This is a genomic window from Eisenibacter elegans DSM 3317 (genome assembly GCF_000430505.1).
Classification (GTDB): domain Bacteria; phylum Bacteroidota; class Bacteroidia; order Cytophagales; family Microscillaceae; genus Eisenibacter; species Eisenibacter elegans.
Genome location: NZ_AUMD01000019.1, coordinates 13,234 through 29,300 on the forward strand (window position 1 = coordinate 13,234; position 16,067 = coordinate 29,300).

Consider the following 16,067-nt stretch of genomic DNA (forward strand, 5'->3'; position numbering starts at 1 on the left):
GCTATGTTTGCACATATATTTCGCTACGAATGGCTTTCGCTACGCCAAAACCGCCTGTTCCTTGGGGTATTTGGTTTTACCTTACTGTTGTGTCTGTTGGCGCTTTGGAGCGGCTGGCAGCACTACCAACGCCAAAAGAATGTACTGGCGGCGTTGCAAGACTACGAACAGACACACTACCAAGAGCTGGCCACACAGCTGGAGAGCATTGCCCGTGGAGAGCCTTTCAAAGGCAACCCGCATATCAATCCATCAAAACCTACCACGATGGCTTTTGGTCCCGGCTTCCGCTTTGCCTACCGAGAGCCCTCGGCAATGCAGGTGCTCAATGTAGGACAGAGCGACCTACACCCCTACTACTACAAAGTAACAGCCAACAAAGAACAGGGGTTGTACCACCAATCAGAAATCAAAAACGGGACGCTGCGCTTTATAGGCACTTTTGACCTGAGTTTTGTGCTGATTTATTTACTGCCTCTGCTGGTGATTGCCTTTAGTTTTGATATGCTGGCCAATGACAAAAGTGGCGGCGTACTGCCCTATCTCGAAACTTCACGCTGGAGCCTGCCCGCCATTTTATTCAGCCGCTACCTATGCCGACTCTTGCTGTTTTTTGGCAGTGTTTGGGGGCTGGTCGTGGTGTTCTTGGCCATCGCGTTTCAAGGGCTGGGGTTCGTGGCTTTGACCTCGTTTTGGGGTTGGACATTGCTGCTCTTGGGCTATCTGGCCTTTTGGTTTGGGCTGTCGTTTATGGTCAATATGTGGGGTAAAAGCGCCCACTACAACGCAAGCGTGTTGGTGGTAAGCTGGCTAGTCGTCGTGGTGCTGTTGCCCGGTATCTTGCAATATCTCAGCGATGTAGCCTATCCCGCCCCCAATAGGGCGGCGCTGGTAACCCAAACCCGAGAGGCAGGTATAGAGGTGCAAAAACGCGCCTCGGAAGCCCTCAACGACTACATCGAAGACCACCCCGAACTGGCCGCCAACAAAGAGGGCTTGAACCTTCAGGACTTCGGGACACGGTATTTTGTACAGATGCAAGAAGTCGAAAAAGCGCTGGCTCCTACCAAGGCGGCCTTTGAACGTCAACAAACCAACCGCGACCAACTGATACGGGGGCTGGCTATCCTTTCCCCTGCCCTGCTAGCGCAGGAGCTGAGCAATGAGCTGAGCGCCACCACCAACCAACACTATCAGTATTTGGCTGCCGATGCCTTGGCACTACAACAAGCGCTACGTGCCGATTTGGTGCAAAAAATCTTCTTGGGTAAGCCAATGCTCCCCGTCGACCTAGAAGCGCTGCCCCAATTTCGCCCAAGTAACCGCTATCATCAACCACAAGGCCAATGGCTGCTGGCTGGTTTTGGGCTCCTGTGGGTCTTGGCGCTGGGGATGGCCTTGAGTGGTTTTTGGAATTTCAAACGCTTTCGGGTACGGCTGTTTAGCAAAGAAGTAGGCGTTTGAGTTAGGTTTGCAGCGCCAAAGGTTTTCTAGATACTGCCGTTTTGGCAACCTCAGCCTGTAGCGGCGTAAAGTTTACACCGCTACAGGGTGAACAAGTTCGTTTTCATCCCTGTTGGGTGTTTGAAAGAAGTACTAGAGTCTGACCCCAATCATCAGAATATCGTCGCGCTGGGGATTGTTGCCCTGATGCTCGTTGAGCGCTTTCTCAAAAGCTACTTGTTGCTCGGGCAATGGCAAAGCTGCTACTTGAGTTATGAGAGTATGTAGGCGTTTTTCTCCAAACCGCTTGCGTTTGTCATCGTTTTGATTTACCATTCTATCACTGCTCAGATAAATCATACTCCCGATAGGGAGCGCGATTTCTTGGGTCTCGAAGCTTTTTGCCTCATTTTGAATTCCTCCAATAGATTGGTGTGGATATGCCAACGCTCTCCTATAGCTTGATTTATGTTCAACTCCAAAGGATATCTGCGCACCGCTTCCAAGTCACCGTCTAACGCTGGGAAAACCCATCAGATTGAAAAAATCGCCCAAAAGCATTGACAGATAAGTTTTTATTGATGGGCAGGTAGGTTTCAAAAAAACCACTCAAACTATTGAAAGAGCCATATTGAAGCCCCAGCCTAGTGTTTTGTTTTACATCTTCACGTTTGGGAATAATATTGATTACCCCCGAGAACGCATCAGGGCCATAAATCACCGAAGCTGCTCCATAAATCACTTCTACCCTTTCGGCAAAACGTAAAAGGGGATGGACTTGCCCACAGACAAGAAAGTTCCACCAAAAGCATTGAGTTTACGCCCATCTACCAAAACTAAAAACCGATCGTTTCCTCCGACCCCTCTAATACTATAAAACTCTCCAAACCGGCCTGAGTTGGCAATCACATCTACGCCGGGTAGTTCTCGGAGTAAATCCGATAAGTCTTCGTAGCCCCTCTCTTCGAGTTGCTGTCGTGTGAATACTAGGGTGTAAGCAGGCGCATCACTGAGTTTTTGTGCATACTGACTTGCGCCCAGAACCTCTTGTTCTTGGCGCTGAGCGCTGTATAAGTCTAGCAAAGACTCAGGCCTAAACTCCAGAGGGTCGAGGTTAGTGCTGTCTGGTGGAGCTTGAGCCAACATTGTTTGCCAAAAAAAGCCCAAAACACGAGCATACAGCCATAACACGCCCAGTCGGTTTGGGTTTTGTTATGTTTCATCATTTTCATTAGGCTCGGTAAAGACAATTATTGTCCTCCCCCTCATTTCCCAAAAAATACACAAACTATTTGTGATACCGTTTGTAGTACTACGAAAAAAAACTGTTTTCTGTTTAAAATAATATCAAATATTTTGCCAAAGCACATTTTTACAGTGTAAGTTTTTTAGCCAAGACTAAACTTTTCAAGCTCATAATACGTTATCTATGTGTGATTATTCTTGAAAAGCACTTGCCCATTGCTTTACATTTACCAACCCCACACACACCATTATGATTTATTTAGCTACCAAAGAAGCCGAACAAGGCAACACTATAGTTTATTTTTCAAAAAATCGCAAAACCCTCAAAGATATGGGATTCCGTTGGATTACCACTTTTGATAGCGAACACAAAGCCATTATGTGGGCCAATGAGAGTTTTATGTTCAACACTAAAGAGTATCTATACGACTAAATGCTATACCCCAGTATGTGAGATATGAAGGCTTGTCGCTTGTAAGTAGCAGATAGGATGTGTGTGTTGTAAATCAAGTGGCGAGTCTTTTTTTTATAAAAAACAAACGGTTTGAGAAGCCGTTTTTTTTGTTTGCTCATAACTATGTCGTATGTTTGCGGCATACAACTAGGTTACACCTTGTTATTACTCCGACAGTATATATATGACTACGAAATCAATTGCCTTTTCAGAAGATTTAAAAGCCTTGGCTGAGATGGCCAAGTGGCTTTCCCATCCGGCGCGTTTGGCTATCTTATTACATCTAGCCAAAACCAAGACCTGTATCTCGGGTGATATTGCGCAGGAGTTACCTTTGAGCCGCACGACCGTGTCCCAGCATCTGCAAGAATTGAAGAAAGCGGGTTTGGTCAAGGGTGAAATAGAGGGGTTGACTGTCTGTTATTGCCTAGATTCCAATCGCATCGCCCAAGTTTCGGCAGCATTGGGTGGCTTTTTGGCCAATATACTGACTGAGGATACGCCTGACTGTTATGATTGCCCCCCAGGGGCTTGTTAATCCCTTACACTCCAAAACTGATTTTATTATGAGCAAAACTACAACAACCGAGCCGCCCAAACGCATTGGTTTTTTTGAACGTTACTTGAGCCTTTGGGTCGCCTTGTGTATTGTGATAGGTGTACTGTTGGGGAGCTTGATGGGCGATACTTTCAAGGCTGTAAGCAACTGGAAAATAGCCGAAGTTAATGTCCCGATAGCTATTTTGGTTTGGCTGATGATTTATCCGATGATGGTGCAAATCGATTTCAGTTCGTTGCGCCATATCAAACACAATCTGCGCGGGCTTTGGCTAACCTTGATTGTCAATTGGGTGGTTAAGCCTTTTTCGATGGCTTTATTTGCTTGGCTATTTTTCACGCAGCTTTACGGCGCTTGGATTAGCCCAGAATTGGCCAAAGAATACTTAGCTGGAGCCATTTTGTTGGGAGCTGCTCCTTGCACCGCAATGGTATTTGTTTGGTCATACCTAAGCGATGGAGATGCTAACTATACTCTGGTACAGGTATCTGTGAATGATTTGGTGTTGCTGGTGGCTTTTATCCCGATTGTACAATTCCTTTTGGGAATGAACGCTATTTTTATTCCTTTTGACACCCTGATAGTGTCTGTTATTGTATTCGTCGTCATTCCATTAGTGGCGGGGTATTTCTCCTACCGTTGGCTAATGAAGCACAAAGGCGCGCAGTGGTTCACATCAGTATTTCTACCGGCGCTCAAGCCTGTGTCGATTGTGGCACTATTAGGTACATTGGTGCTGCTCTTTGCGTTTCAGGGAGCGCAGATTGTCCAGTCGCCGCTCCATATTTTCCTGATTGCTATCCCTCTAGCCATTCAGACTTACTTCATCTTTTTTCTATCCTGGTTTTCAGGGCGTTATTTAGGGATTCAGTACCAAATATGTGCTCCGGCAGCAATGATTGGAGCCAGTAATTTCTTCGAGTTGGCAGTAGCAGTAGCTATTGTTCTATTTGGGATGGACTCAGGTGCCACCCTAGCGACGGTAGTGGGGGTATTGATAGAAGTACCTGTGATGCTCTCGTTGGTATATTTGGCCAAACGTTGGCGCTATTGAGGCCTTGATTGTTTGAAAATATTGTTGTGCAAATACTGTTGCTAGGTCCTTCGGCTAGGGTTATCCAACCATTACAGCATTGCACAACCACACAGCCCTCTTGTCAGAGGGCTGTGGTGTTTTCTTGAGAACACATCGTTTTATGAGCCTTGAAACCGCTGCGCTTGGTGTCCGGTGGCTTTTTCCCATTGCTCAACAATATCTTTGCAATAATCAGGATTGATTTCTGCCGCATAGCAAGTCCTCCCTGTATCTTCGGCTACCATCAGGGTAGTACCTGCGCCTGCATAGGCATCAATCACCACTTCGGCATCTCCCGAAAAAGCAGCCACAAGGTACTCCATAAAGTCATAAGGTCGGCTGCCTCGGTGTTCGGCCAATAGACTGGGGTTGTGGCTCGATTTAATCTCGATACGCCAAGCATCCTTGGTTTTGCGCTGAATGCCTGTTTCTTGCGAAAACACAGCTGTATAAATCCATGTTTCGGCATCCGCTTGGGCCTTGGTTGGATTTTTGGCCGTTATCCAGCAGGCCATCGACCATCGGTAGGGCATTTCGGTTGTTTGGAGCAGCCGTTGTACCTCGTGTAAGGCTGGCGTAACCGCCACGATGCGGGCACGTTGCGCCAGCCAGTCGAGCGTCCAGTCATACGGAGCGGGGTTTTGCTCGTCGATTTCGGTTTGGTATGGTGGGTTTACAAAGGCAAAAGCTGCCTGCGCCGGCAAACGCTTTTGAAACACCGGCGATGATGCATCCCCACAGTAGAGCCAGTGGCGGCCTAGCTGCCACCATTCGCCTAGTTTTACTTGGCGCATTTGACGTTCGATGCGCTCCTGCTCAACGCGTTCCTCCGCATTTTTCTTGTCTCTAAAATACTCTGCAGTGCGTTCGGCCTCCTCACGAGTGCCGGTACGCTTCATTTGTAGGGCATCTTTGTAGGCTTCCATCACCGACTGCTTGTCGATGCTTTTGAGCTCTTTCAAGCTGGCTACAAACCACTCCTTGAGATTAATCTCCTCCTCTTCGATATTGTCTTGCAATACGTTGTACTCATAGAGCGTTAGGTGGTCGTCGAGGTTGTCGTAGTTTTTCTTAAACTGTTCGAGCAACTCCATAAACTCCCCTGCCAGCCGATTGTCAGACTGAAGCACGGCCTGTGCTACTTGCTGGCGCATCGCCTGCAAATCAAAAAGCTCCTGTATGATGATGCTGTCTGTTTTGATATCACGGATAGCCTGTGATATTTCAATGACCTGCGTTTTGTTGAGACTTTGTTTGATGACCATATCATGAAACCAGGCCCAGTCCTCTTTAGCCGCACGGTGAATTTCTTCAAGCTTGTACACCTCGTCCATTGGCGGCTCTTCGGGGCGCAGCTCACGCAGATATTGAAACACTTCAGCAGCATTGAGATAGCGCCTCACCGTACTTTCGGCCATCCCGAGGCGTTGGGCATAGGCTGCCGCTGAGTACCCCCTCTTGCTGTCTTTTTGTACTACTTTGAGGGCGTTCAAGCCTATCTCGATAGGTTTGGTTTCGCTTTGGGTATTGCCCAAAACCAGTTGTATGAGCGCCTCTGTATCGTCCACATCACGTATCACACAAGGTAAGTCCGTAAAGCCTAAGGCACAGGCAGCGTGATAGCGGTGCTCGCCTTCGATGATTTGATACTGCTCACTATCCGGCAAAGGGCGTACCACTAAGGGGTGGGAGCTATCAAAACCGTCGTTGGTAATCAGGATTTTGAGCTGGGCTATTTTATCTTCGTTGGCGCCCAAAGGACGGTTATCGGGGTGAGGAACTATCTGACCAACAGACAAAAGACTAATCTCGGCAGCTTTAATACGAACAACAGGGGTGGGTTCTTGTGATTCCAAGGGGATAGACGGGCTAGTGGGTGGGGTGATAAGGGTACTCATATTTACACAAAACAAAATTAGCACAATTTGACCAAAAACAGAAACTAGTAAAGACGCATATTTTGCCAATAAAAATAGCGAATGACAAATTAAATAGCAAATATTTAACCAAAAATCTACTGTTGGAGGCTGCCTCTTCCTCGAACCCCTGTGAGCTAAGTCTCATTTCACCCCCAAAATGAGGACTCAGCTCACGCCACTGAATGTTTTTCCAAATGCCACAGTTAAAACTGTGGGCTAAGTCTTATTTTACCCCAAAATGAGGACTCAACTTGCCTCGAAGCCGGAACTCCGAGCTACTTTTCCAAAAATATCCAGTGATGTGGCCGCAACTTATCGTGGAGCTGAAGCGCCAAGCTGCTTTTCCAAAAATATCCAGAGGGCGTGAGTTTTTTTCAAAATACCTCCTCAAACCCCGGCTTACACTCCCTTGCTACAAAAAATTCTATCGTTCAAAAAGCCTCTTATACCGTTAAAAATTGGCGTTGCACCGACAATTCCAAAAAATCTATCAAATACAACAACCTTCCTACAAACAAGTAGGTTTAAATACATAGTTTATCAAAACAGCAACCCCTAAATATTTATCTAGTATGAACAAGTTATTCTCTTGGTCGCTCGCATTAGTATTGATGCTGACCCTACAAAGCACTGCTTTTTCACAAGATTTCTTTGTGTATGATGGCGACGATTTCTCTGTGTGGCTTGAAACCAACTCCGACAAAAGCAAAATTACTGGCGTTAAGTTTTCTGCTGAAGGCCAATGGCACGCTTTCAAAATTATCGACTTCTATAATTTAGAAAGTGATAGCAAAGGAGGTTTTGTATATGTAGTAAAAGATGGTGCCGGCAATGAGTTTACGGTAGATTATCGCCGCTATGCTGACTATATTGTAGTACACGCTGAGGATGGTACCGAATGGAGGCTCCGCCGTAGAAAGTAAGGGAGTATTGATTTCCCCAACCCCATCTGCCCGCCAATACCCGCTCCATCACTGGAGTAGGTGTTGGCGGGTCTTGTTTTGGGAAAAAGAAATACTTGAAGGATAAATTAAAATCATTATCAACTGATTATAAGACGGTTACAAGTATTTACTTGAGGTAATACTCGAATATGGTACGGGTTTTGTAGGTGTATCGTCGTTGGATTTTATGTTCTTGTTGTACAACTAAGCCAACCCCACATACGATGCCTTTACATACGCGACATATACTCCCTTCGGTTGGCCTTAGCCTGTTGATGTTTTTGATGATTCAATGTGGCCAAGACCACTCCAGCCAAGCAGCAGATAACCAACCAGCCAAACTTGCGCTGACGATGCCCGATGAAGAAAGTGAAGACTTTCAACCTTTCTCTGTGCCATTGGAACGTGAGCTGCGCGATAGCTTGCCTACAGCTACTCACACTACACCATTGCAAAAAACAGCCGAAACACAGTCTCAAAGCGAAGACACGGATAAGCCTAACATCATCATTACGGAAATAAATGTGCATAGCACAAAAGAAAATATCCGCCTTGACAAAGACCAGCTCCAAAAAACAGGTGTTACCATTCGAGGCGCTGATAATAGTCTGTATGAGATGACATACACAGCGCCCGATAGTACTATGCGTGGCGAGGTGGTGGCAAACCCTAAGGACATTGTCATACAGGAGGAACACACCGCATTATTTATGCGCCGCTTTCAACGTGCGCTCATTTCAGGGTTTAACCAAGCCCGCGAAGATTTGATTTTTGCTTCGCAAATAGTAAAAACTATTGTGGCTGACAGTGCCGCCCCTGTTTTTCAGGATATTGTCATCGATTTCCGCCCTACTGACAGCATTCAAGTGGTACTTGAAGATATAGAAGACAACACCGACAAAGAACAAATTATCTTAGGGTCTCCCAATATCAGTACCGAAGAGGAAGTCCGTAAACGAGCCAACGATGCTCAACAACGCTTTGAAAGCTACCAAGCCGATGAGCGCAAGATGTTTGTACAGGTAGAAACTAAGGTCTTTTTTGAAAGTGGTAAGGACTTACTAGACAAAGAAAACCAAGCCCGTCTCGACGATATTGTGCGCGACATCAATAACGACATCACACGCTATACCCAAGAAAACCCCGATGATAAGTTAATTTTCTTGTTACACGTGCGAGGTTATGCCGACGAGAAGCCCTTCTTCCCCACACAAGCTGAAGAACAACGTAAATTGCAGAATCAGCAGCTCTCGGCACGCCGTGCGCAAAGTATTGAGAAGTACATCTTAAGCCGTTTGGTGAACAAAAATATCGAAATAGAAGCTATCATTGAAGGCCTTGGGGAGGAGCTACCTCCGCGTGTTTTCCCTAATGATGAGGTATCAGATCCGCGTCGACGTGCTTGTGCTATTTATTTCTTGGTGTGTAATCAGGATTATTAGTGCGCATACGCCCTTCGGTCTGATGGGCTTGTGTTCTGTCAGGTATGCGTGGTGTACGTGTCTAAGGGGGATGTGAGCGGCAAGCGCTGTGATAGCTCCCTGCATCCGACAGAATGGATAAAATACCCCCTCAACATTCGGCGCAGGACTAAGGTCGAAAGCTCGACCCTACACGCCTAAAGGGCACTGGGGAAGCCTCAAAAGACGTAAGCTCTACAACATCAAGGCCAATGCCAAACAACAAAAAAAGCCACCCGAAGAGTACGAGATGGCTTTTTTTGGTACTTATTTCTTATTGAAGTTCCTTAGCTTTATTTCTGTGAGTTTGCGTTTGGTATCGAGCGGGAAATCGCCTTTGAGCATCCAATCATAGTATGAGGGCTCTTTTTGGAGCACTTCTAGGACAGTTTTGTCGCGGTGTTTGCCAAACTTGAATATCTCTTCTCCTTTGCTGTTGTAGCCCAAACGCCCCGCAAGGTCTACCATTTTTTCGGCAGTGATTTGGTGTAGGGCATCCATATCGTTTTTGACAGGTGTATAGAGTTGCCCCTCCCCGTTTTTAATTTCCACCCCTTCGTAGCGCTGTACTTGTGCTTCTAGCACTCTGTAAGTAGCATAGGTATCGGCTTCGGCACTGTGTGCGTTTTCGAGTGTTTCGTCGCAGTAGAACTTATAGGCCGCAGAGAGGTTACGCGGCTCCATAAGGTGGAAAATACGCTGCGCATCAATCAGGCGGCGATTGCTCAGGTCGAGGTCGAGCTCTGCACGCAAAAACTCTTCGACCAACATCGGTACATCAAAGCGGATGGAATTGAAGCCGGCCAAGTCGCAACCTTCCAAAAACTTATACAGCTCCTTGGCGACCATTTTGAACAAAGGGGCATCGGCCACATCCTCGTCATAGATACCGTGTATCAAACTAGACTCCAAGGGGATGGCTCTACCCGGGTTGATTCTTTTGGTCAGCGGAAGCAGCTCACCGTTAGGCATGGCCTTCAAAATAGCAATCTCGACGATGCGATCGTTCGTAATGTTGATGCCGGTTGTTTCTAAATCAAAGAAAGCCAGCGGTTTACGCAAATTAAGGCTATGCTTACGGTCAATGGGTGGGGTACTCATAAATAAACTTATACGGAGGTGATAATTTGGTTGGCCAAGGCTTCGAGGTTGAGTTGGTCAAAACTACCCGAACTCATCATCAGCAGCACTTTGTCATTCCAATCTTGGCCAAGTAAGGTTGCCTTGAGGGCTTCGATATCTGTGAAAATTTGCAAGTTCTTATGATTAAACGCTTTCTGAATGTCTTCCGGCGAAATTTCTTCTAGTTTTTTGTGGGCTACTGTTTCGGGGCTGTAATAAATCAGTGCGGTATCGGCAGCTTTGAAGGTGTTGTAGTATTGCTGCAAAAACTCTTTGTTGAGTGAGCTAAATGTATGCAGCTCCAAGCAACCTACCAAATGGTGCTGCGGGTACTGTTGTTTGACCGCTTGTGCCGTGGCTCTGAGCTTAGAAGGCGCGTGGGCAAAATCCTTGAATATGATGGTTTGCTCGCTTTCGGCTACTTTTTCGAGGCGGTTGGCCGCCCCTCTAAAAGACTGTATGGCCTCATAAAACTGCTCTTCTGTTACGCCCAGGCGCAAGCAGACCAACTTAGCTGCCTGAATGTTTTTCATATTATGCTCCCCGAACACTTGCAAAGGAATTTCTTGCTTATCAGGCCCTATGAGGAAGGTCTGCTCATCTTTGATTTTGTGTGGATGAGCCACATAATCTATGCGGTTTACATCTGCGCGCTCTTTGTTGCCAATCACTTGTGCAATGGGGTCATCTGACGAGTATATCAAGGTGCCGGCCTTGGGGCTTTGTTCGGCAAACTGCTCAAAGGCCGCCACATACTCTTCTAAGGACGGATATACATTGATATGATCCCAAGCAATGCCGCTGATGACACCAATATGATGCTTATAGTGCCAGAATTTGGGCGTAGGGTCAAGCACAGAAGTAAAATACTCATCGCCTTCGATAATCATCACCGGAGCCGTGTGAGAAGTTTTGACCATACGCTCAAAGCCCTCTACTTCTGCCCCAATGAGGTAGTCAAAATCACGGTTGATATGCTGTAGTGTATGCAAAATAATAGACGTGATAGTAGTTTTGCCGTGGCTGCCTGCAATCACTACGCGCTGTTTGTCTTCGGCTTGCTGATAGATATATTCGGGGAAAGAGTAAATACGGAGGCCTAATTGCTGTGCTCTTTTGAGCTCGGGGTTGTCAGCACGGGCGTGCATCCCAAGGATGACAGCATCCAAGTCGGGGGTGATTTTATCTTCAAACCATCCCTCTGCCGTAGGTAGCAGGCCGTATTTCTCCAGTCGCTGACGCGAAGGGTTGAAGATTTGGTCGTCAGAGCCGCTTACCTTTACCCCTTTGAGGTGTAGGTCTATGGCTAGGTTGTGCATCACACTACCACCAATTGCGATGAGGTGTACTTTTTGCATAGGCTTCGTCTTATCGTCTTTATAAAAATCAGCAAACTAAATTGTTTGTTAGCTTTGCACCTAAGGCGCAACAATTCATTAATACAAATTTGGCAATATTTTGGCCAAAACAAAACCTTTGTCCGCTCTTTAGCCCAAAAGCGCTTGAAATCTCTCCTTGTAGCACGCCTGTATTTGGTAGGCTTAGTCGGTTTTTGTGGTTTAAGGCTAGGATAAGCAAAATCAATGTCTGTATCAGGATTCACAGGATTGATGGATGAACAAGATAAGCAAAATCAATGTCCGTATCAGGATTTATAATTTCACAGCTATTTGTCCCCTAATTATCCCCTAATCCTGATACAGACAATGTGCAAGACCCTCTAATACTTCTCCGGCAGTTTTTTGTCTAGGGCATAGATACATACCTGCTTAGCTCCTTCCTCAGTATATCGAAATTTTTTTTGCAAATTATTTATCAAAGAGCTTACATCTTGTTTTATTCGTTTGTCGTAGGCATTGAAACTATTCGTACCAAAGTCCAGCACTGCCCGCCGGAAGTTGTCATTATGTAAGTACGGAACCAGCGTATTTTCCTTTAGGTTTCTTTTGTACTTATCAAAGAGCGATAGGTAGAGCTGTGTATCGGTGATGGTCTTGCCTTCGAGGTGTATCTCTTGCGCCAAAGTTGTCGAAACATACTCTCCGTGCGTACTTTCACGAAACTCGTCGTGTTCGTCATAGTCTACTCCCGGCCCTAAAATCAGCGCCTCAAAATTGTAGAAATAGTCTTCATCAATCACAAAGGTATCTCCGGTATAGTGGCAGGTTACCTTATCCCCTTCTTCAAAATTGATGGCGTAGAGGTAGTTTTGAATGTCCTTAGAAATATGGCTTTGATTATAGGAGTAAATTGACTCCTTCATTTCCTGAAGCACATTAAAGTCATACATATCCACCAATGATTCTATAAAACCTTCAGGGAGTTGGTCTTTCAGCGCCTCCTGTTTCATAAAGAACTGCCCAACCATATCCATCGTAATCAGCTTTTCTGTTTTGACATATTTGGCCAACAATTCATTGAAGATATTGAGCGATTGTCTGCCCGAAAAACCCTTGTTACCCTCCTGTTCCGACTCAGCCAACACAGCCTTGCGTATTTTCTTGTCGAAGCGTTTGAGATCCTCTTCCGAAAGCCAGGCAGGAATCTTGCCCGTATACACCTCCATCTTAAGCAAGAGGCTGTGTTTGTCGAGGTATTTGTGGTAACGTTCGGGCTCGGCTATCCATTTGTGAATGGCCGGCGACTCTTTGTTCAATCGCGATGAGACAATGATTTTGCCCACATTTTCCAGCACTCCGGGCAAGAAATACGCCTCTAGGTTTTTGCCAAACTTATTCCGGTAAATCGATACTTCCGTATTGTAATCTAGGATATAGGGCACGCTGACCGTGATGATGCGGTCTCGAAACGAGGGTACATTTTCATAGTGTGATTTATCCGCCGGGTTGACCAAGCCCACAAACAGCGACTTGATGCGCTCTTCTATCAGCTCGACCTTGTGTACCCCGTCACTGATGATGCCGTGGAGGTGCATCAACCGTTTCACGTTATGGTCTTTGATGTCCATCAGCGCAAAAATGCCATTATTTGTTTTAGCTAGCCCAGAATATACATAATTCACCTCATCTGTCTTGAGGAGTTCGTTGAGCATATTCTGAATCACATTGCTCTTGATGGGTCGCTCTACCAAGGGATCTCCCGGGTTAAAAACGCTTATCCCTTCTCCATACTGCCTATGAAACAAAGCCTTACGCACATACAACATCTCAAACACGGCCATCGGGTCACCCAAAATATTGAGCAAAGACGCATACAGCGAAGAGCATATCGTACAGGGAGTTTCCCGGAACACCCACTCATACTCTCGCTCCGAAAACAGCTTGAGTTTGAACGAATCATCCGGAATTAGTTCGTCCAAAAACTGTATCCGGTAGCTTTTGGGTATATGCAAAATGGGATGGTCGTGGCTTGGGCAAGCAAACTGCAAATAATCTTGATTGAAGAGCGAGTAGCTGTTTAGCTCGGTATTGCCGTTTTGCTCGGCTACTTCGGCCAACACCCGCTCTACCCGCGAAATACCTCCCAACTTCTTGACATCCAATCGCCAGTAGGTCTGATAGGTCGTTCCTTCGGGTAGCTGGGTGTAATTTTCAAATTTCTGCAATAGATTATTTAAAAAAGTACTCTTTCCACTCCCCGGCGGGCCTTCAAACAAGAAGATATGGTTGTTCTGCACCCCCTTCTTAAACCCATTGGTCAGTTTCAGAAATCGGTTGGCAAAGAGTAAATCCGTAAAAAAAGGATTATCGCACTCCTTCACAAACAAGTTGTTGAAGTTATAACGGGTCATCTCCTGTGGATTTTCGGGATTACCCTCACTGATATAGTAGTACACCATATCATAAAAAAGCTGAAAAATATCCCTAAAGATGCGGTCCGGCTCTTGAGCGGCCAACTTTAGAAAATCTTCAAAAGGCATCGGAATACGCATATCCTTGCTGCGCATCTGTACCCCTAGGTTGGCCAAAGCAGTGATTTTAGGTTCTCTCATCAGGTTATTCGTTTTATTGGGTGCATTCCAAATACAGGTTTGTATCTTTTGTGTCTTTCAATTGATGGCTATCGAAATCGCCTCTCCTCTCCCTTGCCAGCTTGTTACGTTTTTTGGGCTTCCCCCTACTAGCCACCCTTTGGGTCTGTGTTCCACAGCTCTCAACGTGCGGCTCGTACTCGGATGTCCCCTAGGCCGCGTAGCCTACATAACGCTTTCGCAGGGCATCTGCTAGGCACTTAGTTGAGAACTTCCTTACTCAACTGTCGGTTTTTCATCGTATAACGTACAGGAGTAACTTCAGGTGGTGCATCCTCATCACGCGAAGCCACCACATCAAAGGTATCCAACTTTACGGGCGCTCCCCAGAGGTATTCAATGCCCAGCATTGTATCTGCAATAAAGTCAGGAATCAGGGGCTTACCCTCAAACAAATGCTTGATATACAAACACTTATCGTGTGTACGTTCCACATCTACTTGCATTGCCGGCGGGTGATAGAGCGAGTTAATCAACATCTGTTGGTAATCTTCAGCCCTTCGGCTTTTGACATAGTACTGATATACCTGCCGCTGTGGGTCGAGGCGCTGCCCCAACACAAAGAGGTCGTGTTCATCTACAAAATCTTGGTCTACAAATGTTTTTATTAGGGTAAAGTCTGAGAAGTGCGTGCGCAGGTCAAAAATGGCTTTTCGTCCATTTTGCACCTTGCCGTCATAGTTGGCGCGAGCGTCTATTCCGGCCATTTGTTGGAACTGGTACTGAAGCTTTCCTTTGTCGCCCAAGTCCTCCACGTACTGCATCAGGCGCAAGCCGATAGCATAGGGGTTGAGCCCACCGCGCTGCAAAGCCGTAACCCCTGCATTGAGGCGGGCATAAGACACCTCGTGCCCTTTGATGCGGTCGTCTTGCAAAAAGAGTGTGTCGTGCCAATAGCTTGCCCAGCCCTCATTAATGATTTTGGTGCGTATTTGCGGCTCAAAATACACCGCTGTGTTGCGGACGATACTCATCACCAGCTTTATCCAACGATTGGCCTCTTTGCGCAAAAAAGGAGAATTGTCCCTGATAAATTCTATTAAATCTACTGACTCTACAGCATCTTCCAGCTTTTTGAGATGTGAGCTGTACTTAGTCTGAAACTCAGGATACTTCGTTTTGAGGTCTTCAAAGAAGATAGACTCGGCCAAATCCTCTCCGTGGATGCCGATAAGCTCATTGTATCGCTCTACTTCTTTGTAATATTGTGTGTCTGATATTTTCTCTATATCCTGCAAAAATTTACCAAAATAAAACCCTACCCTTGTAGGCGGCTCATTGTCTTGTGGGAAATTGCGGCGATACAGCTCCCTGTAGTAGCCATTGAGGTTGTTGATTCCTCGGCTAAACTCGATGGCATAATCGACCCAACGCCCGTGTTCGCTCCGCAGGTTGGCTATCAGCCGCTTGTCGGCCAGCGCCTGCCCCACAAAATCATCCCCCCAAGTATGCTCAAACATCCGGTTGTTTTGAAAAAAATCAATGTGTGCCAACACGTGATAGAATATCATAATATTCATCCAGTCGGGGTTGTTATCGTTATAAAACGAGATTGCCGGGCGCGAATTGATGACCGTTTCGTAAGGATTGTTGGGGTAGAGTTTGTATTTTCCTATTTCTTTGAGCACTTCCACATCATTGACCCAATAGTCGTACAAGGTCGGAATCATCACCTTGGGCGACAGTTCTATCATATCCTTGTTGGTAACGATGTATTCGAGCGAGTCGTCGTCGAAGCGCAGGCCGGCATCTTTGGCACGAGCTTTACACTCTTCCATAATGCCCTTGGTATGTTGGTCGATTAGATGCATAGGTTTGTGGTTATGAGCTAGCAAGTAGCCCTACCGGCGCGATG

Annotated in this window: 14 protein-coding genes; 6 read left to right on the forward strand and 8 right to left on the reverse strand. The window is 46.2% G+C overall.

Annotated elements, in window-relative coordinates; all coding sequences use genetic code 11:
* Positions 1–3 precede the first annotated feature (3 nt).
* Complete coding sequence (locus tag G499_RS0105935; protein WP_026999185.1) at positions 4–1,464, forward strand: DUF3526 domain-containing protein; 1,461 nt, start codon at positions 4–6, stop codon at positions 1,462–1,464.
* Positions 1,465–1,596: 132 nt separating this feature from the next.
* On the opposite strand, the gene G499_RS0105940 is transcribed toward G499_RS0105935, so the two are convergent.
* The 3 genes from G499_RS0105940 to G499_RS0105950 form a co-directional block, all read right to left on the reverse strand.
* Positions 1,597–1,890, reverse strand: coding sequence for a PP2C family protein-serine/threonine phosphatase (locus G499_RS0105940; RefSeq protein ID WP_026999186.1), 294 nt, complete (start codon positions 1,888–1,890; stop codon positions 1,597–1,599).
* A 67-nt stretch (positions 1,891–1,957) separates the two neighbouring features.
* Entirely contained in the window at positions 1,958–2,185 is a 228-nt protein-coding gene (locus G499_RS0105945) for a TonB-dependent receptor (protein ID WP_026999187.1), read from the reverse strand.
* Between the two features lie 2 nt (positions 2,186–2,187).
* Positions 2,188–2,589 carry a TonB-dependent receptor plug domain-containing protein gene (locus tag G499_RS0105950; RefSeq protein WP_154658329.1) on the reverse strand — a complete coding sequence of 134 codons (402 nt, stop codon included), beginning with the start codon at positions 2,587–2,589 and terminating at the stop codon, positions 2,188–2,190.
* A 349-nt stretch (positions 2,590–2,938) separates the two neighbouring features.
* On the opposite strand from G499_RS0105950, the gene G499_RS0105955 reads away from it, so the two are divergent.
* The 3 genes from G499_RS0105955 (at position 2,939) to arsB (ending at position 4,755) form a co-directional block, all read left to right on the forward strand.
* Positions 2,939–3,121 (forward strand): hypothetical protein, encoded by a 183-nt coding sequence (locus tag G499_RS0105955; protein WP_026999189.1) that lies wholly within the window; start codon positions 2,939–2,941, stop codon positions 3,119–3,121.
* 205 nt (positions 3,122–3,326) lie between these two features.
* The gene (locus G499_RS18910) at positions 3,327–3,680 is read left to right on the forward strand and encodes an ArsR/SmtB family transcription factor (RefSeq protein ID WP_051295977.1); all 354 of its coding nucleotides are present in this window, start codon (positions 3,327–3,329) and stop codon (positions 3,678–3,680) included.
* A gap of 28 nt (positions 3,681–3,708) precedes the next feature.
* Positions 3,709–4,755 carry an ACR3 family arsenite efflux transporter gene (gene arsB, locus G499_RS0105970; protein ID WP_211231587.1) on the forward strand — a complete coding sequence of 349 codons (1,047 nt, stop codon included), beginning with the start codon at positions 3,709–3,711 and terminating at the stop codon, positions 4,753–4,755.
* Between the two features lie 140 nt (positions 4,756–4,895).
* Here arsB and G499_RS0105975 read toward each other — a convergent pair whose 3' ends face one another.
* Positions 4,896–6,674: a ParB/RepB/Spo0J family partition protein gene (locus tag G499_RS0105975; protein WP_026999191.1), complete on the reverse strand. Its 1,779-nt coding sequence runs from the start codon at positions 6,672–6,674 to the stop codon at positions 4,896–4,898.
* A 593-nt stretch (positions 6,675–7,267) separates the two neighbouring features.
* Between G499_RS0105975 and G499_RS0105985 the strand changes: the two genes are divergently transcribed.
* The gene (locus tag G499_RS0105985) at positions 7,268–7,618 is read left to right on the forward strand and encodes a hypothetical protein (protein WP_026999192.1); all 351 of its coding nucleotides are present in this window, start codon (positions 7,268–7,270) and stop codon (positions 7,616–7,618) included.
* A 245-nt stretch (positions 7,619–7,863) separates the two neighbouring features.
* Complete coding sequence (locus tag G499_RS0105990; protein WP_026999193.1) at positions 7,864–9,081, forward strand: OmpA family protein; 1,218 nt, start codon at positions 7,864–7,866, stop codon at positions 9,079–9,081.
* 285 nt (positions 9,082–9,366) lie between these two features.
* On the opposite strand, the gene G499_RS0105995 is transcribed toward G499_RS0105990, so the two are convergent.
* The 4 genes from G499_RS0105995 to G499_RS0106015 all read right to left on the reverse strand — a co-directional run bounded on the left by G499_RS0105995 (position 9,367) and on the right by G499_RS0106015 (position 16,023).
* Positions 9,367–10,200, reverse strand: a complete 834-nt coding sequence (locus tag G499_RS0105995; RefSeq protein ID WP_026999194.1) for a 3'-5' exonuclease — start codon at positions 10,198–10,200, stop codon at positions 9,367–9,369.
* Between the two features lie 8 nt (positions 10,201–10,208).
* Positions 10,209–11,579, reverse strand: a complete 1,371-nt coding sequence (locus G499_RS0106000) for a UDP-N-acetylmuramate--L-alanine ligase (protein WP_026999195.1) — start codon at positions 11,577–11,579, stop codon at positions 10,209–10,211.
* Positions 11,580–11,941: 362 nt separating this feature from the next.
* Positions 11,942–14,173 (reverse strand): serine protein kinase, encoded by a 2,232-nt coding sequence (locus G499_RS0106010; protein ID WP_035726756.1) that lies wholly within the window; start codon positions 14,171–14,173, stop codon positions 11,942–11,944.
* 239 nt (positions 14,174–14,412) lie between these two features.
* Complete coding sequence (locus G499_RS0106015; RefSeq protein ID WP_026999197.1) at positions 14,413–16,023, reverse strand: SpoVR family protein; 1,611 nt, start codon at positions 16,021–16,023, stop codon at positions 14,413–14,415.
* Positions 16,024–16,067: the final 44 nt, after the last annotated feature.